We start from the raw sequence: 17,492 nt of genomic DNA, 5'->3' as shown, positions 1-17,492 counted from the left end.
AGCTTATGACTTGGCTTTCGGCATCTGGGAAACCAGTGACAGGTTGACGTCCATCCCTTCGACCTGGAAGTGCGGTACGGCGTACAGCTTCACGCGGAAGAAGCCCGGGTTGTCTTCGATGTCTTCCACCACCACTTTTGCATCACGCAGTGGGTGAGAGGCCTGCAGCTCGTCGCCCGGATCGGTCATTTCGGTCACCAGACTGCGCACCCAGGTGTTGAGCTCAAGCTCCAGCAGACGACGGTCTTTGGTGGTGCCGATGTTTTCGCGCTGGATAAGCTTCAGGTAGTGTGCAATACGCGACAGCAGGAAAATGTACGGCAGACGGGCATTGATACGGCTGTTGGCGGTCGCATCCGCGGTGTCGTAAATCGCTGGCTTTTGGGTGGAGTTGGCGGAGAAGAAGCAGCTGTAGTCGCGGTTCTTGTAGTACGACAGCGGAATGAAGCCCAGATTGGCGAATTCAAATTCGCGGGTTTCCGGGATCATCACTTCTGACGGGATCTTGACCTGATTGCCGGTGCCCAGATCGTACAGATGAATAGGCAGATCCTGCACGGCACCACCGGCCTGTGGGCCACGGATTTGCACACACCAGCCGTTGTTGATGAAGCTGCGAACCATGTTAGACGCAAAAGCAAACGAGGCGTTAGTCCACAGGTATTTGTCGTGATCCGGACCTTTCACTTCTTCCACATAGTTGAAGCTGCGCACTGGCACGGTGTCCGGACCATAAGGCAGACGACCCAGTACACGCGGCATCACCAGACCGATATAGCGGGCATCGTCCGTCTCGCGGAAGGATTTCCACTTGATGTACTCCGCACGGTCAAAGTAGTTACCAATATCTTTGATGGCCGCCACTTCCTCCATTGAATCCTTGAGGAAAAATTTCGGGCCGGCAGAGCCGATAAACGGCATATGCGCTGCGGCAGACACTTTTGAAATATTGCGCAGCAGAGCGACATCCTGCGCAGACGCATCAAACTCGTAAGCGGAAATCAGCGCGGCAATCGGTTCACCGCCCGGGGTGTCATACTCATCAATGTATGTATGTTTATACAGTCCACTCTGGATGATTTCCGGGCTGTCTTCGAAGTCCTGACGCAGGTCTTCTTTGGACATATCCAGCAGTTCAACCTTCACGTTCTGACGGAAATCAGTTTTGTCGACCAGGGATTTCACGCCGCGCCACAGGCTCTCCACAGCCTGGAATTCTTCGCTATGCATTACCGCATCCAGCTGACGGCTAATCTGGTAGTCCAGCTCTGCGATATGGTGGTCAATGAGGTTTTTATCGAGTTTTTCAACTTTTGAGCCCGCTTTCGTCAGGCATTCGAGAAATACCTGCATCCCCGCCGTTAGACGCTCATCCGCAGTCGCATCCGACATCGCCTGCGCGTCCTGCCAGATATCCAGCGCACTCAGCTCAGAGACCGGGTTCAGGTTGATTTTTTCAAACAGGGACGCATAAACCCCGCCCGCAACAGGACGTTCCAGCACCACGCTTTCGCCACCAGTCGCATTCTCATTTTTTACAGACATCAGCATCTTCCTTTTTAATCCGTTAAATCATCGTGACCGTTATGGCTGTTTAGGTGCCAGAGCAGACAGCTCTGAGCGGAGTTCTGCGCTTAACGCCGGGTCGAGCAGAATTTTTTCCAGCTCCTTTCGGAAAGCCTGATTGTCCAGCAGGTTCGCTTTTAAATCGCGAAGCAGGTTACGCATGGAAAGCATTGCCTTCAGCTGAGGGATCTGTCGGGAAACCTGCTCCGGGGTGAAATCTTTCATGCTCTGGAATATCAGACTGATATTGTCTTCGCTACCATCACTGGCGAGCGTGTTTTTAACGGTCAGATTGACTTTTGGGGAATATTCGGAAAGAACTGAGTCGAAATTATTTTTGTTCAAGTTAACTTTTTTGCGCTCAGACAGTGGTGCAGATTCCTGACCATTACTGAAGTCACCCGCCACCAGTAATTTCATAGGGAGCTCAGTTTTCTTGCTGGCTCCCCCTGTATGCAGGTCAAGCTTTAGATTAATACGTGCCTTTGGCACTTCATTCTGGAAACTATCAGCCATCTCATCATCCCTCGGTTTATCGCTGCGTGCATCTTTCAAACGAAAGTTCTCTACATGCGATAATAGAACAATGATCGACAATAGATCAAACTTACAGATCTTTAATCTATTTTAAGTAAATTCTTAGGAATTTTCCTCTAAATGTTAATAGTGAATAGTGCTGAAATGTCAGTAAAATGGACTATTACCAACACACAAAACAAACATTTATGTCGCAGTAGTTAAAATGAACGGATAATTATTGATAAATGGATCTTGAATTGATCTACATCAATATAAGAAAGTTAAAAACACCAATGCGCTTTCAAGGAAATGGTTTTAGATCAGAAAGAAATCAAAGGGGGCAGTAAGTCATAGCCTTGCTTCATGTGGGAAACACTGCAATAGCCATAAGGAAAGCATCAGGAACATAATCGGTTTTATGTCCCGAAAGAGAGCGTTTCATTTAATGTCAGGGCTGTATGGCGCTCCTGTCAGGCTTCAGCATGACGGCCAGGAGTGCACGGACATGGAAAACCGCCATACACGATGACAAATCGCCAGTCACAAGAAATTCAATCGGTGCAATCAGCTTGCCCTCATCCGGAAGCCTCTCAGCGTTGCCATGGTCACGATACTTCTTGCGCCAGCAAAACATGGTTGATGTTATGCAACGCCAGAACCTGACGGCGTAATACAGCCCGTCTGCCGTCTGGTTTTTCAGGGGGGTTAACTGCTGCGATGAACCCCGAACACGTGGCAGAGTGAGCATATCACCTCTATTCAGGTGGCCAAATTCAGTGTTCCACTACAAAATCCAGAGAATGTGCATACCATTTTATGGATTTTTTTATGTCCGCACTTTACCCGTTCAAAAGCCAGTATCTAGCCCTTTCTCTCGTTCTGATCGCTAACGCTGCAACTATTTTCCGGTTCCTCAAATTCACGACAAATTAATGTGGTGCTTTCCATGGGAATTGGCTCTTCTGTTAGACCACACCAGGGATGCCCATTTATCGACTGATGAAACCGGCAAAAACGGCACTCACCAAACATTCTGGCCCCCTGATTTTTCTGCATACTCCGCAGATGGGCCAGAAAAACTGTTTTCAGTTGTTCCTCAGAAAAAGCTAATGAATCCCAAGGCTCCTGCAGTGTCTCCTGCATGATGGTATGCATCACTTCACTCGCTTTGGATGTCAGAACCAGATGGACAACCCGTTTATCCTTGCCGTCATTTTCTCTTCTAATCCAGCCTTCACGCTCTAGTTTATTCAGGGACTGCGATACCGTGCCTTTAGTCAGCCCGAGGTATTCCGTTGTTGCAGCGGGCGTATTGGAATAACCATTGCATCGCGTTAAATAGAAAAGAATCTGAACCCATGTTGTGGGGAGTCCTTTCAGTTGCGGATGGCGATAAAAGCTGCCCATTTGCAGGCTCACCAGGCGTTCAAGAATATCAAAGAGTGTCACAGTTACCTGCCTCTGCTTGCCGGGATACGTGCTGGATAAGCAAACGTCCAGACTTTCTAACGATGGGGATTTACTGTCATCAATAGTATCGATTCAAAACCATATTGACAATATTTTCAGTGTGTGTGTAATATCAAATGGTATCGATTCGATACCATTTGATATTACACAAGGAAAGTCATCATGAGTAAAACAGCCGTTTTCTTTCATGCAGGTTGCCCGGTATGCGTAGATGCAGAACACCAAATCGCACTGGCACTGGATCCCGCTCAATACACGGTAGAAATCGTTCATCTCGGAAATGATAAAACGCGACTGAATGAGGCCATCGAAGCTGGTGTGCAATCTGTTCCAGCCCTGGTACTGGATGGCGGTATCCCGCTTCACATCAACTTTGGTGCGTTTATTAAAGATCTGCTTTAAGGATAAAAATGAAACGTATTGCGATTGTATTAGCAATGGCTATCGCCACCTCTGCCGGTGCACATGGCAATGAGCCTCATCAGGGCGGTATTAAAACCAGCACCGACAAGGCTGTATTGGCTGAGTTTGATATTGTGCACACTAAAGTCACTACCGAAGGGAATGTTGCCACCTTCCATATGGCAGTTTCCGGCAAGGCAGGTAAAAGTAAGCCTGCAGTAACAGGTAAGCTGGCGGGAACGGAAATTTTCTCTTATGTCTGGCCGACAACGATCGATCCGTATGAAGTGGGATTTGAACATAAGGCCTGTATCCTGGCGCTGGCGGTAACATCCCATCCTGATCTGGATGATACGCCGCTGTATGATGAAAATGGCGATGGTAACCGCAACAATGATGGCGATCTGTGGCATACCCACTGGGTGGTGCTGAAGCCTAACGAGGTCTGCGGGCCTGGCGCACTGGCCGTAGTTGATATTCCTGAGGGACAAAAACCCCGGCTGCCAAAAACCTGGCCTGGCTTGCCGGTACTGTTGGACAGTCCGGGCTGGAATCCTACGCTGACAGGTGAAACTGTAGAAGTGAAAGTTCCGTTCGATAATATTGGCGTGGTCACTGCCAGCCAGTTTGATGGCGTAACTGCCGGGCTACGAGTTAATGCATCCGTTCATGCGCCGCTACTTTGCGTCGAGGATGTATTTAAAGTGGCCTCTGGCAAGCTGACGCTGCCGGGGAAAGTAAACCAGTAACGGAAATTAACCCGCACCACAGTGCGGGTTCTGGAGTTAACATGAATATCATTCGCCATCCGCGAGCACCAACATTGACAATTGAACGCTGGTTTAATACATCACAGCCGATAACCTTGGAATCATTACGCGGCAAGGTCGTGGTAATGGAATCATTTCAGATGCTGTGTCCTGGCTGTGTTTCCCATGGACTGCCGCAGGTTTCACGTGTGTATGCCACTTTTCCACCGGATAAAGTGGCCGTTATTGGCCTACATACGGTTTTTGAGCATCATGAGGTAATGACCGCACAGGCACTGGAAACCTTTCTATCAGAATACCGCATCCCTTTCCCCGTCGGGGTGGATATGCCGTCTCCTGACAATGATGTCCCCCAGACCATGCTGTCCTACGCTATGCGCGGTACACCTACGTTGACGTTAATTGATCAGCAGGGATACCTACGCCAGCAATATTTTGGTCAGGTAGACGACCTCGCGCTGGGAGCAGAAATCGGGGCGTTATTGAATGAGTCGTTGTCTGTTTCCGAGGACGCGTCTATGGCATCAGGGTGCAGTGATGGGCAGTGTGCCACTACATAATGAGATACTGGATATGGCGGAGAGTTTTTTCCTGCCCGTGGGAAGGGTGAAACATTATCCCCGGGCAGTGAAAAAGAAACCGCAACGCTATGCATTACGGTTGCCATCAAAAGCTAAACTGACAAGCATTAGGAGATATACTCCGGCTTTTCGCATTTCAATCAAGCACTCGCAAAAAGATTACTCTTCCTTCACTACAATCAGCGGCTCGATATCGCTCTCTTTTTTAATCACCAGCGACTCATCGCCGCGCAGGCAGGTCCCCCCATAGTTACCGCCTACGGTGAAGGTACAAACCTGAATATATTTACCAGCAATTTTTGGCAGACACCAAAGCTGCTGATAAATGTTCTTCTGCTCGGCAAACTTACCGCTGGTTTTATCCAGTAACTCTTCCTGATGGCTCACCAGATCGATGTTGCTGCCACAACGTCCTGCAATAGGTTTCACTGCATAACCGGTTTGCGCCAGCTCTTCATTAACAGTGAAATCAGTATCAAGCAGATAGCGGTGGTGTGGGAACAGTTGCCACAGGATCGGCAGAATCGCTTTATTACCAGGGATCACCGTCCACAGAGGTTCAAAGACCAGCACTTCCGGGCGCAGCAACACGTCGATTAAACGCACTTCCTGATTCGTATGCCCGGTACGAATTGGTACCGCGGCGTACTCCGTTTCACTGACCTCTCGCACCTGCTCAATCGCGGTTTCCCACGCCCAGGTTTTCCAGACGCAGTTCACCAGACGACCGTCCCCGTCAATCAGCTGACCGGCGTCATCCCAACGTAGCTCATCGAGGCCACGCAGAATTTTACTGTCAAACCCGGCCTGACGTAGCGCCTGCTGCATAAACTGAGCGTGGTAGTTTTCCTCTATATCTTTATCCTGCATGATGTGGACAAAAGGACGCGCGCGGCTGTGCTTCCAGGCCCCCGCCAGTTCGTTGATCAATCCTTCAGCTGGGTTGTGTCCCTGTCCTGTATAGCCCTGCTCGGCCCATCTTTCGAGGATCAAACCAGCTTCGGTATGGCACGATGCGGAATCGGCGTTGTACTCATACACCTTCAGTCCGCGTTCATCCATACAGAAATCCATACGTCCTGTAATCATATGATGCCGACGACGCTGCCAGGAAAGGCGCAGACGCGGCCAGAGGATTTTCGGGATATCGAACAGCGCCAGCAGGTTGTCATCTTTCAGCACTTTGTCGGTCGCGTGCAGATACATCAGGTGCAGCTCGTTGGTGGCTTTGATCAGCTCCTGCTCTGCACTCTCGGTAATGGTGAAGTACTGATGCGGATCCTGATTAATAACGTGGCCGTTCGCCAGCACGTAGGCTTTCTGCAGCGGATCCTGTTCATCAAGCCATTTACCGTCAAACTGCCCGTTATCTTCCAGTCGCGCGCCGCCAATTCTCAACGAGTCGTTGGCGATCTCCGGCTGCGGCAGGCTGTCACGGGTATCATCGGTCTGGATCATCCAGCCAAGGATGGTGGTGTCGTCAAAGGTATCACGCAAGGTGTAACAACCGTTTTCAACCACCATCTCCAGTTCGCGGGTCCACTGCTGTCCGGGAGGCAACGGCGTATGGAGCACGTTCTGTTCGGCAATACGGATTTTGTTTTCCAGCAACTGGGTGACGACCGCCACATGGCCGGTATCGTTAAACTCACCGCCTTTTTGCCAGATAAGCAGAGCACCGGCTACCGGCGCGCGGGGTGAACCATTCGGAAATGCCTGTAACGGCAGGATATTGTCATTCACCACTTCGCGTAGAAAGCGTAAGGAAAAGATCTCCCAGGCCATGCCCACATCGGTGAAAACCACGCCATAATTAAGGAAGAGAAAGCGGCGTGCGAACTCTACGCACTGCCATTTGTGGCCCATGTATTCGTCGTCGATATAGCTGCGAAATGCCGCATCATCGTCGTAGTCCCGTGGGTCGAGGGAGCTGTAATCTGAAGAGTAGATTGCTACGCCGCCTGGGGCGTAGCCCAATAATGTCCCGAATGGGGCATCCTGACTGGTCGTTCCTTTGCTCATGCACCTTACCTCAAAACAATACAGCCTGAGCAGGTTGGCGTGAATTTTTCGCTCTGATTGCCTGCTCTGCGACACTAACCGGACAGAGGTCAACATCATCATACACCTCAACGCAGCGGCTGGCGCTCAGAGGCGAAAAATTCACAGCAGGAACTACGTTTTTGTCAGGGTGACCGGTACGCTTTTATACGCCGGAGTCAAACTTTGTGTGTCCACCGCATCCAGCGAAAGCAGGACATTCGCTTCTGGCAGATAAGCGCCTATTGAGCCCACCGCCATGTTGTAAATCACCACCGTCAAGCCGCACATAATGCGATCCGCACAGGGCTGGCCGCGGTCGTCCAGCGCCTGAACGTTGACCACATCTCCCTGGCTCAGATCGCGAGTCGCCGCTTCTTCAGCGCTTAAAAACACCACATCCCGACGACCGGTAATGCCACGGTAGCGATCGTTCATACCATAAATAGTGGTGTTGTATTGATCGTGGCTGCGCAGCGTCGCCAGAACCAGTGCATCGGCAGGCTGATTTTCTCGCTCTACCGCCCGCTGATGGCTGACGATAAAGTTGGCTTTACCATTCGCCGTTCGCCATTCACGGCGCGAAGCGGGCGTATCCATACGAAATCCGCCCGGCTCGGCAATACGGGCATTGTAATCGTGGAACGCCGGGATCACGGCTTCAATGGCGTCACGGATCAGCGCGTAGTCCCCTGTTAACGCTTCCCAGTTGATCGGCGAAAGCGGCAGAGTTGCGTGTGCCATGCCCGCCACAATCGCGGGCTCCGATTTTAACCAGCGGGAAGCTGGCTTCAGCGCGCCGCAGGAAGCATGGACCATCGACATCGAGTCTTCGACGGTCACCGACTGGATCCCCGTCGCCTGAATGTCGCGCTCCGTTCGACCTAATGCAGGCAGCAGATAATTATGCTTTGCCAGCAGCAAATGCGATCTGTTCAGCTTGGTCGCAACATGGACCTGCAGATCCAAATTTTTCATCGCCGCAAAGGTACGCTGCGGCTGCGGCATCGCCACCGCCAGATTGCCACCCATGCAAATGAGCGCTTTTGCCTCTCCCCGTTCGATGGCCCGAATACTCTCCACGCTGGAGCGGCCATGTGTACGCGGCACACGGATAGAAAAATGCGTCTCAAGGCGTTGCAGGAAATCTTCGGATGCCGCTTCGTTGATCCCCACGGAACGGTCGCCCTGCACGTTAGAATGACCGCGCAACGGGCAGATCCCCGCCCCAGGCTTACCCATATTGCCTTTCAGCAGCAGCAGGTTTACCAGTTGCTGGACGTTCTCAGTACCGTTTTTATGCTGGGTGATGCCCAGACCATAACAAATAATAGTGGCACGAGATTTACTGTAGCTGTGTGCCAGGTCTTCCATCTGACTGCGCGTCAGGCCCGAGTCCTGTTCCAGCTCCGCCCAGTTATGCTGACGTAAGTCATCATACAACGCTGCATATCCAGCGGTATGCTCATCGATAAACGCATGATCGAGTGTCGGTTGCTGATCCAGTAAGATCCGCGCTTCATCCATTTCGATCAGCGCCTTCATGATGCCTTTGAGCAGCGAGGCGTCACCGCCCATTTTTACCTGGTAGTAGTCGTTGCTCAGTTGCGTCGACTGACCGGTGAACATCTCTTTCGGGCTTTGCGGGAAACTAAAGCGCTCAAGCCCCCTTTCGTTCAGCGGATTGATAGAGATAATTTTAGCCCCGCATTTGGCAACGTCGCGTAAGGTGGTCAGCATACGTGGATGATTAGTGCCAGGGTTATGCCCGATACAAATCACCAGATCGCAATGGTCAAAATCGTCAAGTTCAACGGTCCCTTTTCCAAGGCCAATGGCCGGCGTTAGCCCTGCGCTGGTCGGTCCGTGGCACATGTTTGAGCAATCAGGAAAGTTGCTGCTGCCATATTCACGGGCAAAAAGCTGATACAGGAACGCCGCTTCATTTGACGTTCTGCCGGAGGTGTAAAACTCAACCTGCTGGGGTGAATCATAGCTGCGCAGACGCTCGCCTATCTCCTGGAAGGCGATATCCCAATCCACCGCCTGCCAGGTATCTGATGCTGCATCGTATTTCATCGGATGCGTCAAACGACCGATATTTTCCAGCTCATAATCGCTGTAGTGCCAGAGTGTGGAAACCGGGTGACGGCTGAAAAATTCCGGTGACGCTTTTTTACTGGTTGTCTCCCAGGAGACCGCCTTAACGCCATTTTCGCACAGCTCCATTGGCGCACGGTGCCCTGGGTCCGGCCACGCACAGCCCGGACAGTCGAACCCTTTCACCTGGTTCATTTTGAACATCGCGATAATGTCGCGGGCGACAGCCTTTTGCGAAAACACCGAAGCAGTGACGGCTTTTACCGCGCCCCACCCACCCGCCGGGCCCTGATAACCGCTTACTCCTGGAACACCATTTTTCATTATTACTGCTTATTCACCGCCAATTTTTAATGGCGAATACGGTAGCAATTTCCGTCCAACATTGATTTCCTCTTCATGGAGTACGGAGCGGGTACAATGAACGGGTTAGATTTATCTTCCCCTTTCAGCACAAAGCGACATAAAGTTCCAATCTGTTAAATTGAGTTCTACCTAACTGCTACACTGCATCAACACAACCACTCAGAAGGCAGGTCAATATGTCAGACAATACCTATCAGCCCGCGAAAGTCTGGACGTGGGAAAAATCGAACGGGGGCGCATTCGCCAATATCAACCGCCCGGTTTCCGGAGCCACCCACGAGAAAACGCTGCCGGTTGGCAAACATCCGCTGCAGCTCTATTCGCTGGGTACGCCAAACGGGCAGAAAGTGACGATCATGCTGGAGGAGTTGCTGGCGCAGGGGGTGAAGGGCGCGGAATACGATGCCTGGATTATCCGCATTGGCGATGGCGATCAGTTTTCCAGCGGCTTTGTTGAGGTGAATCCGAACTCGAAGATACCGGCGCTACGCGATCACTCGCAAAACCCACCGGTTCGCGTATTCGAATCTGGCGCAATCCTGCTCTATCTGGCGGAAAAATATGGTTATTTCCTGCCGCAGGATTTGGCAAAACGCACCGAAACGCTGAACTGGTTGTTCTGGTTACAAGGCGCAGCACCGTTCCTCGGCGGAGGCTTTGGCCACTTCTATAACTATGCTCCGGTAAAAATTGAGTACGCTATCAATCGCTTCACCATGGAAGCCAAGCGCTTACTCGACGTGCTGGATAAACAATTGGCGCAACATCAGTTTGTGGCCGGAGATGAATACACCATTGCCGATATGGCGGTCTGGCCATGGTTTGGCAATGTGGTTCTGGGCAACGTCTACGACGCAGCAGAGTTCCTTGACGCAGGAAGCTACAAGCACGTACAACGCTGGGCAAAAGAGATTGCAGCGCGTCCGGCGGTTAAGCGTGGTCGTATTGTAAACCGCACTAACGGACCGCTGAACGAGCAGCTTCATGAACGCCATGACGCCAGCGACTTCGATACCCATACCGAAGATAAGCGCCAGAACTAAAATAAATTGCCGGATGGCAACCGCTATCCGGCAATTTCATTCAGGATTTGTCACGCGCTGGTGACGTCGTACTCCATGCGGCGAAGTGCGTCTAACGTGGCTTTAGCTTCATCTTCATCAATGATGCTCATGGCGAACCCTACGTGCACCAGCACCCATTGCCCGACCAGCTCAGCTGTATCACCTTCACAAATCAGGGCAATATTGACATCACGTTTGATGCCGCACACTTCAACCTGCGCAAGCTGGTGAATATCTTCACCAACGGCCAGAACCTGACCAGGGACTCCAATACACATATCTGACTCCGCCCCATAGCAACCTATGGGTTATTCGACTTCAATACTTTTCACTTTCAGTGAATCGCCAGCATCAACCCGCAGGCGATCGCCCTGACATTGTGGACACTGCGCATCATGCTGGGTGATTTCCACAACCTGACTGCAATCCCAGCACCATGCCAGGGCTGGCTTGTAATCAATATGCAGCTCACAACCCTGAGCCAGCGTCCCCTGACAGACGATGTCGAAACTGAAACGAACGGCGCTCTCTTCAACGCAGGAGAGCGCCCCGATTTCCAGCCAAACACCGGTTACACGTTTGACACCGTGCTGCTCTGCCTGCTGTTGAACAATCTCAACCGCGCTCTGACAAAGGGACAGCTCATGCATTTTCGCAGTTCCGACGACCCAGCAGCAACGCGCGGCGATTAAGCTGCGGCGCATTCGGATCGCTAACCGGCAGCGATAACAGCATTCGCGCGCAATCGTCAGTCAGACGCATGCCTTCTTGCGCCGACATACTGTGCGAAAGCGGCGACATCAGTGAGCAGGAAAGGTATTGCGATACGCCCTCCAGTTCACCAACGGTAAAGGTCATCTCGCCATACGGCAGACGCAGTCCGATTTTTTCGCTGACTTTACGCACCGGCCAGATCTGGTCCGGTCCGGGGAAAATCAGTGCGCTGAGCATCCAGGGCGTGATAACACACCCCGTCCACTGTCCTTCAAACAGCGTAAATTCAGAGACATATACCGGCATGTTCGGATGCAGGAAAGAGAGATCGTGCATTGAACGCCGGGCAACCTCTTCAAACGCTGCCTGAATTTGCATCTTCGGGGCCGTCTGAAAACCGACAAACTCCTCAGACATGAGCCGCCTCCCGCGGGATCGCTTCAACACCTGATTCGCGAAGCGCGGCAAGAACCTGCTCAAGCGCAGGTTCAATCATCGCTTCAACCGTTGGCGTTAGTCCGATATGCGGCTCCAGCGATTCCGGAATAACACCGACTAACGTCAGCTTTTTCGGAAACTCGCCGGTGAAACGCAGGGCCGACAATACGTCGGCCAGACCAAGCTGGTGCGGTGAGATTTTGTTGGTAAACAGCGCCGGGATCTCTTCATCCCGCAGGACCATCATCGTTCCTGGCGTGTTTTTCTTCGACACAATGGCGTCAGCAATGATCAGATGATCTCTGTTCGCCATATCACCGAGAAGCTCCATCCCAGCCGTACCACCGTCCAGAACATCAACAAAGTCTGGCAGGACGTACCGTTGTTCTAATGCTTCAACGATACGTACCCCGATGGCTTCGTCGGTCAGCAAAATATTGCCGACCCCTAAGACTAATATCCGCATTACAGAACCTTAACTGAGACCACTTCGTTCCCATCAACGTCCACCACATGCACCGCACATGACATACAAGGGTCGAAGGAGTGAATGGTACGAACCACTTCCAGCGGTTTGTTTGGATCGGCAATCGGCGTACCTACCAGCGAGCGCTCATACGGTCCCACTTCATCATTAAAGTTACGTGGGCCAGAGTTCCAGGTAGACGGTACTACCGCCTGGTAGTTGCTGATAATGCCATCTTTGATCACCATCCAGTGAGACAGCATACCGCGCGGCGCTTCGAGGAAACCGACACCTTTAAATTCACCCGTTGCCGGGATATCCGGTTTCACGAAGGTGGTGTGGTCGCCTTTGCCGATGTTCACAATCAGCGCGTTGTACTGATCCTGCAGAACGTTCTGCAGTTCACAGCAGTGAACGGTACGGCCAATAATACGGCCCAACGTAGAGTGCAGCTGTGACACTTCGATAGTTTTACCGGTCAGCTTGGTGTAAATCGCGATGATTTCATTCAGCTTGGCATGGGTAGACTCGCGTTTGGCAGCCAGTTTACACAGCATGTTGGCCAACGGACCCACTTCAACCGTTTTACCGTAGAAGGTCGGTGCTTTAACCCAGGAGTACTTGCCGTCATCTGACCAACCGGTGTAATCAGGAACCGTTGTGCCTTCCCACGGAGCCTGCGGCGCTTCGTCTTTGTACCACGCGTGTTTCGCACTCTCCTGAATCCCTTTGATCAGGTACTCATCGGAGTGAGAGGTGATCGGACGATAGGTCGACAGATCTTCATTGGTGATGTAACCACCCGGGAACAGGAAGCTGCCGTTTTTACCGTCAGTCGGGAATTCCGGTGCGCTCAGATAGTTAACCGCACCTTGACCACGTTCCAGCCACTCAGGGTAGAACGCAGCAATCACCGCGGTATCAACCTTGTAAACCTGCTCAACGAAGTCGCTCAGCTTATCGATAAAGGACTTGATATACATCAGGCGCTCAAGGTTCAGCACGCCAAGGCCGTCGAGGTTAATTGGGTTAGCAACCCCGCCTACCGCCAGGTTCTGAATGTGCGGCGTTTTACCGCCCAACAGCGCCACAACACGGTTAGCATCACGCTGGCATTCCAGCGCCTGCAGGTAGTGAGCGACCGCAATCAGGTTCACTTCTGGCGGCAGTTGCATTGCCGGGTGACCCCAGCAACCGTTGGCAAAAATGCCTAACTGACCGCTGGCAACAAGGTCTTTGATCTTGTTCTGAACCTTAGTGAACTCTTCTGCGCTGTTCAGGTGCCAGGAGGACACGCCGTTCAGCATGGCAGACGCTTTCGCTGGATCTGCTTTCAGTGCAGAGGTGATATCCACCCAGTCCAGCGCAGAGAGCTGATAGAAGTGAACAATGTGGTCATGCGTAGTGTGCGCGGCCAGAATGATGTTACGGATATACTGTGCGTTCACCGGAACATCAATATTCAGCGCGCTTTCTGCTGCACGAACGGAAGAGATAGCGTGAGTGGTAGTACAAACGCCACAGATACGCTGCACAATCATCCAGGCATCGCGCGGATCGCGGTTTTTCACGATCTCTTCCATGCCGCGCCACATGGTACCGGAAGCCCATGCTTTAGATACCACGCCATTTTCGATTTCGCAGTCGATGCGTAAATGACCCTCAATACGGGTTACCGGATCAATAGTAATTCTCTGGCTCATGCTTTGCTCGCCTCATGACGATTTTGATCGTTTTGTTTTAAAGGAGGAAGTATCGGCAGTAGACGAATGAGTACGATGTATGCACAAATCTCAATAGCCACAAAACCAATAGAAATCAACAGTTCTTCCCAGGTCGGGAAGTAGTGGTAGCCACCACCAGGATTGAACGCCACCAGCGAATAGGACAGACGCCATGTCGCACAACCCAGCAATGCGCTCAGCGCAGACAGATACAGCATGCGCGAGTCGTTACGCAGCTTAGTGACGCGCAGCACCACCAGCGGGAAGACCATCAGCACGACTTCAATCCAGAACATCAGGGAGTAAAGATCGCCTGAGAACGCATAGGACAGCTTGTCGCGATAGATCAGTTCGCCAAAGCGCAGAACCACGAAAATCGCCAACAGTACGCTGATGGTATTCGTCAGCTTGATGAACAAACTTTTCTCGTCCGGACCATTACCTTTCAGCCCGGCTTGTACCAACGAGCCTTCGAAGATGACGATCGAGAAGCCCATAATAAAAGCGGTTAATACGGAGAAAAGCGGCAACATTTCATAAGCTTGCCATAGCGGATGCACCTTATAGCCCGCAGAAATCATCAATGAACCCATTGAAGACTGGTGCATAGTTGGCAGCAGTGCGCCAAGGGCAATAATAAAGAACATCACTTTATTCAAACGTTTGAGAGAGACTTTCCACCCCAGACGTTCAAACAGAGCCGGAGCAAATTCCAGCGCCATGATGCCGATATAGATGGTCATACAGACCGCCGTTTCGAACAGTACCGAGTTCACGTTGAAGTGGCCCGGAATGTAGAAATACGGCAGGTTCCAGTAACGACCGACGTCAATGGTGATCGACAGACCACCCAGCGAGTAGCCAAACAGGCTCGCCAGCAGCGCCGGACGTACCAGTGGATGGTATTGTCCTCTGTTGAAAACATACACCGCCCACGCCAGAGCCCAGCCACCGCACGCGAAGCCGGTACCAATCAGCAGGTCAAACGCGATCCATACACCCCATGGGAAACCGCCGTTCAGATCGGAGACTGAGCCCAATCCGAAGACCAGACGTTTCACGATCAGGAGCATACACAGGACGATAAGCGGCCCAAAAATAATGACCGGTTTGCTGATTATTTTTCCGCCCAGCGGTTTAGGATCATGACTCATGATCGTCTCCTCCATCGTGATGGTCGTTTTTCGTGTTACGACGAACCAGCACGGTTAAGCCCGCCAGCGCAGCCAGGGGTAATATCATGCCCTTGTACAAGGAATGTTGAACATGTTCGGAACGCGCACCGGTTGAAAGATCATCCAGTTTCGGCAGATCCAAATCCTCGTAAGGAACGCCCGTCAGTACCATAACCTGTGTGCCACCACCCTCTTTCTCGCCGTACAGATGGGGGTAATACTTCGGTACCGTATGCAGATAGGTATCGCCTGCTTTCACCGTCTGACGCGGATAGTGGTATTCGCTGCCAGGCTTCAGCGCGAGACGTTTTTTCGCCTCAGCCATCAGCTCTTCACGCGTACCAAAAATCACCGCACCAGCAGGGCACACTTCAACACAACCCGGTAAACCGCCTTTATCCAGACGCTCAACACCTTTCTGGTTACACAGTTCACATTTGTGAAGCGCACCAAACGGGTTGTTGTAGTCATACTTAGGCACATTGTACGGGCAGGCGACCATGCAGTAACGACAGCCCGTGCAGACATCTTTGTCATAGTGGACGATGCCAGTTTTCGGATCTTTCTTCAGCGCGGAGACCGGGCAAACGGAGACGCAGTTCGGATCGACACAGTGCATGCACTGCTTCTTAATGTATGCGTAGCCGTTTTCTTCCTGGTCTTTGTTAACGCCTGTTCCGCTACGCCACACCTGGATGATGTTATTGGTATACGGTGACAGTTTGTCGTTGTTCGACCAGGTCTGCTCGCCTTCCGGGTTACGCGCCGGGAAGTTGATATCCTGACACTTGGTGACACAGGCCTGGCAGCCTACGCACAGCGTCGAGTCATAGAGCATCCCAAGAGAACCAGGGATCGGCGGACGGTTTTCTGCAGCCGCATGGCTGATGGACGGCGCAGCGCCCAACAGCAATGCCCCGCTGGAGGCTGCTTTAATAAAGTTACGTCTGTTCACGGTTATTCTCCCCGTGAGTCAGCGTTATCTTTCTTCTGCTGACGCCCCAGTTCACGAACCGCCATCACGCTGACACCGGCAACCAGTCCTACTACGCCACCAAGCAGCCCAATCGCCCCGGCAGAAATATTGCCGCCTTCTTTCATATTGACGTCAGGTTTCTCGGAACGCGGTGTTTGGTTTTCCACATGAGCAAGCTGGTGAATACCTTTATGGAAACCGACACCTTCTTCGTTACAGCCGTAGCAAGGGTGACCGATAGCCACCGGCCACACGCCGCCAACATCGCAGAATTGCAGCGTTGAGCAGTTGCCGTAGGTTTCTGGTCCTTTACAGCCCAGATGGTAGAGGCACCATCCTTCACGGTGACCTTCATCGCCAAACTCTTTAGCAAAACGACCTGCATCGAAGTGCGGGCGACGTTCGCAGTGTTCGTGAATCAAACGACCATAGGCAAATGTCGGACGGTTTTTGGTATCCAGCTTCGGCGGCTTACCGTAAGTGATGATATGCGCGACCGTTGCAAGGAAGTTGTGCGGGTTCGGAGGACAGCCGGGGATGTTGATGATGGTTTTGCCTGGCAGAACTTCCTGCAAGCCGACGGCACCCGTTGGGTTAACGCCAGCAGCAGCGACACCACCCCACGCGGCACAAGAGCCGATGGCAATGATAGCGGCAGCGCCTTCTGCGGCCCGGCGGATGTGATCTACGATCGGCTCACCGGCAACCATGCAGTAAATACCATTGTCTTTCAGTGGGATAGAACCATCTACAACCAAAACATATTGCCCTTTGTACTTCTCCAGAGCGTTATGTTTATTCTCTTCGACCTGGTGGCCGAAGGCGGCAGAGAGTACCTCATGGTATTCCAGAGAGATTGTCTCCAGAACGAGGTTTTCCACTGTAGGGTGTGTCGCGCGAAGTAGCGATTCAGTACAACCCGTACACTCCTGCGCACCAATCCAGATAACCGGTGGACGCTGAGGACGAGAAACTGATTCGGCCATTTCTGCGGCGGCTTTGCTACTGAGCCCCATGGTAGCGGCCAGTGCTGCACAAAGCTTCATGAAATCACGGCGATTGATGCCGTTCGAATTGATGAGAGAGTTATCTCCAGTCATTTTATAGTTATTCCGTTGCGA

The 17,492-nt window shown here is 52.0% G+C and carries 17 protein-coding genes; 4 read left to right on the top strand and 13 right to left on the bottom strand.

The window, feature by feature from the left end; all coding sequences use genetic code 11:
* Window positions 1-3: 3 nt before the first annotated feature.
* The 3 genes from tssC to HV237_RS03850 all read right to left on the bottom strand — a co-directional run bounded on the left by tssC (window position 4) and on the right by HV237_RS03850 (window position 3,534).
* The gene (gene tssC, locus HV237_RS03860) at window positions 4-1,551 is read right to left on the bottom strand and encodes a type VI secretion system contractile sheath large subunit (protein WP_047358630.1); all 1,548 of its coding nucleotides are present in this window, start codon (window positions 1,549-1,551) and stop codon (window positions 4-6) included.
* Window positions 1,552-1,584: 33 nt separating this feature from the next.
* Entirely contained in the window at window positions 1,585-2,082 is a 498-nt protein-coding gene (gene tssB / locus HV237_RS03855) for a type VI secretion system contractile sheath small subunit (RefSeq protein WP_047358631.1), read from the bottom strand.
* 864 nt (window positions 2,083-2,946) lie between these two features.
* Window positions 2,947-3,534: a MarR family winged helix-turn-helix transcriptional regulator gene (locus HV237_RS03850; protein WP_047358633.1), complete on the bottom strand. Its 588-nt coding sequence runs from the start codon at window positions 3,532-3,534 to the stop codon at window positions 2,947-2,949.
* 183 nt (window positions 3,535-3,717) lie between these two features.
* Here HV237_RS03850 and HV237_RS03845 point away from each other — a divergent pair, with 183 nt between their 5' ends.
* The 3 genes from HV237_RS03845 to HV237_RS03835 are packed head-to-tail and all read left to right on the top strand — an operon-like array spanning window position 3,718 to window position 5,287.
* Complete coding sequence (locus tag HV237_RS03845; RefSeq protein WP_016154483.1) at window positions 3,718-3,957, top strand: hypothetical protein; 240 nt, start codon at window positions 3,718-3,720, stop codon at window positions 3,955-3,957.
* Window positions 3,958-3,965: 8 nt separating this feature from the next.
* On the top strand, window positions 3,966-4,706 hold the full coding sequence (locus tag HV237_RS03840; RefSeq protein WP_047358634.1) for a hypothetical protein: 741 nt from the start codon (window positions 3,966-3,968) through the stop codon (window positions 4,704-4,706).
* Between the two features lie 41 nt (window positions 4,707-4,747).
* Window positions 4,748-5,287 (top strand): redoxin domain-containing protein, encoded by a 540-nt coding sequence (locus HV237_RS03835; RefSeq protein ID WP_046276180.1) that lies wholly within the window; start codon window positions 4,748-4,750, stop codon window positions 5,285-5,287.
* A gap of 180 nt (window positions 5,288-5,467) precedes the next feature.
* On the opposite strand, the gene gss is transcribed toward HV237_RS03835, so the two are convergent.
* Window positions 5,468-7,330 (bottom strand): bifunctional glutathionylspermidine amidase/synthase, encoded by a 1,863-nt coding sequence (gene gss, locus HV237_RS03830; protein WP_047358635.1) that lies wholly within the window; start codon window positions 7,328-7,330, stop codon window positions 5,468-5,470.
* Between the two features lie 153 nt (window positions 7,331-7,483).
* Entirely contained in the window at window positions 7,484-9,772 is a 2,289-nt protein-coding gene (locus HV237_RS03825; protein ID WP_047358636.1) for an FdhF/YdeP family oxidoreductase, read from the bottom strand.
* Window positions 9,773-9,990: 218 nt separating this feature from the next.
* On the opposite strand from HV237_RS03825, the gene yghU reads away from it, so the two are divergent.
* The gene (gene yghU, locus HV237_RS03820) at window positions 9,991-10,857 is read left to right on the top strand and encodes a glutathione-dependent disulfide-bond oxidoreductase (RefSeq protein WP_047358637.1); all 867 of its coding nucleotides are present in this window, start codon (window positions 9,991-9,993) and stop codon (window positions 10,855-10,857) included.
* A 50-nt stretch (window positions 10,858-10,907) separates the two neighbouring features.
* Here yghU and hybG read toward each other — a convergent pair whose 3' ends face one another.
* Genes hybG through hybO form a run of 8 tightly spaced genes read right to left on the bottom strand, consistent with a single transcriptional unit; the run spans window position 10,908 to window position 17,471 of the window.
* Window positions 10,908-11,156 (bottom strand): hydrogenase maturation factor HybG, encoded by a 249-nt coding sequence (gene hybG, locus HV237_RS03815; RefSeq protein WP_003024459.1) that lies wholly within the window; start codon window positions 11,154-11,156, stop codon window positions 10,908-10,910.
* Between the two features lie 30 nt (window positions 11,157-11,186).
* Window positions 11,187-11,528 (bottom strand): hydrogenase maturation nickel metallochaperone HypA, encoded by a 342-nt coding sequence (gene hypA, locus HV237_RS03810; protein WP_047358638.1) that lies wholly within the window; start codon window positions 11,526-11,528, stop codon window positions 11,187-11,189.
* Complete coding sequence (gene hybE, locus HV237_RS03805) at window positions 11,521-12,009, bottom strand: hydrogenase-2 assembly chaperone (protein ID WP_016154490.1); 489 nt, start codon at window positions 12,007-12,009, stop codon at window positions 11,521-11,523. The genes hypA and hybE overlap by 8 nt, the downstream gene beginning before the upstream one ends.
* Window positions 12,002-12,496: a HyaD/HybD family hydrogenase maturation endopeptidase gene (locus HV237_RS03800; protein WP_016157468.1), complete on the bottom strand. Its 495-nt coding sequence runs from the start codon at window positions 12,494-12,496 to the stop codon at window positions 12,002-12,004. Before HV237_RS03800 ends, hybE begins: the two co-directional genes overlap by 8 nt.
* Complete coding sequence (gene hybC / locus HV237_RS03795) at window positions 12,496-14,199, bottom strand: hydrogenase 2 large subunit (protein ID WP_003024476.1); 1,704 nt, start codon at window positions 14,197-14,199, stop codon at window positions 12,496-12,498. Before hybC ends, HV237_RS03800 begins: the two co-directional genes overlap by 1 nt.
* A complete protein-coding gene (gene hybB / locus HV237_RS03790) occupies window positions 14,196-15,374 on the bottom strand; it encodes a Ni/Fe-hydrogenase cytochrome b subunit (protein WP_016154492.1) in 1,179 nt (392 codons plus the stop codon). The genes hybC and hybB overlap by 4 nt, the downstream gene beginning before the upstream one ends.
* On the bottom strand, window positions 15,364-16,350 hold the full coding sequence (gene hybA / locus HV237_RS03785; RefSeq protein WP_003828357.1) for a hydrogenase 2 operon protein HybA: 987 nt from the start codon (window positions 16,348-16,350) through the stop codon (window positions 15,364-15,366). Before hybA ends, hybB begins: the two co-directional genes overlap by 11 nt.
* Before the next feature lie 2 nt (window positions 16,351-16,352).
* Entirely contained in the window at window positions 16,353-17,471 is a 1,119-nt protein-coding gene (hybO, locus tag HV237_RS03780; protein WP_016154493.1) for a hydrogenase 2 small subunit, read from the bottom strand.
* Window positions 17,472-17,492: the final 21 nt, after the last annotated feature.

This window comes from Citrobacter sp. RHBSTW-00570, from assembly GCF_013739755.1.
Lineage (GTDB): Bacteria > Pseudomonadota > Gammaproteobacteria > Enterobacterales > Enterobacteriaceae > Citrobacter > Citrobacter braakii.
The sequence above is the reverse complement of the archived record's forward strand: the minus strand, read 5'-3'. Positions and strand labels throughout refer to the sequence as shown.

What these genes read in the sequence shown, in the direction of transcription:
- HV237_RS03825 (WP_047358636.1), bottom strand. Translation starts at nt 9,772, where the DNA reads ATGAAAAATGGTGTTCCAGGAGTAAGCGGTTATCAGGGCCCGGCGGGT.
- HV237_RS03800 (WP_016157468.1), bottom strand. Translation starts at nt 12,496, where the DNA reads ATGCGGATATTAGTCTTAGGGGTCGGCAATATTTTGCTGACCGACGAA.
- hybO (WP_016154493.1), bottom strand. Translation starts at nt 17,471, where the DNA reads ATGACTGGAGATAACTCTCTCATCAATTCGAACGGCATCAATCGCCGT.
- HV237_RS03835 (WP_046276180.1), top strand. Translation starts at nt 4,748, where the DNA reads ATGAATATCATTCGCCATCCGCGAGCACCAACATTGACAATTGAACGC.
- tssC (WP_047358630.1), bottom strand. Translation starts at nt 1,551, where the DNA reads ATGCTGATGTCTGTAAAAAATGAGAATGCGACTGGTGGCGAAAGCGTG.
- hybC (WP_003024476.1), bottom strand. Translation starts at nt 14,199, where the DNA reads ATGAGCCAGAGAATTACTATTGATCCGGTAACCCGTATTGAGGGTCAT.
- HV237_RS03845 (WP_016154483.1), top strand. Translation starts at nt 3,718, where the DNA reads ATGAGTAAAACAGCCGTTTTCTTTCATGCAGGTTGCCCGGTATGCGTA.
- hybB (WP_016154492.1), bottom strand. Translation starts at nt 15,374, where the DNA reads ATGAGTCATGATCCTAAACCGCTGGGCGGAAAAATAATCAGCAAACCG.
- hypA (WP_047358638.1), bottom strand. Translation starts at nt 11,528, where the DNA reads ATGCATGAGCTGTCCCTTTGTCAGAGCGCGGTTGAGATTGTTCAACAG.
- gss (WP_047358635.1), bottom strand. Translation starts at nt 7,330, where the DNA reads ATGAGCAAAGGAACGACCAGTCAGGATGCCCCATTCGGGACATTATTG.
- tssB (WP_047358631.1), bottom strand. Translation starts at nt 2,082, where the DNA reads ATGGCTGATAGTTTCCAGAATGAAGTGCCAAAGGCACGTATTAATCTA.
- HV237_RS03840 (WP_047358634.1), top strand. Translation starts at nt 3,966, where the DNA reads ATGAAACGTATTGCGATTGTATTAGCAATGGCTATCGCCACCTCTGCC.
- yghU (WP_047358637.1), top strand. Translation starts at nt 9,991, where the DNA reads ATGTCAGACAATACCTATCAGCCCGCGAAAGTCTGGACGTGGGAAAAA.
- hybG (WP_003024459.1), bottom strand. Translation starts at nt 11,156, where the DNA reads ATGTGTATTGGAGTCCCTGGTCAGGTTCTGGCCGTTGGTGAAGATATT.
- hybE (WP_016154490.1), bottom strand. Translation starts at nt 12,009, where the DNA reads ATGTCTGAGGAGTTTGTCGGTTTTCAGACGGCCCCGAAGATGCAAATT.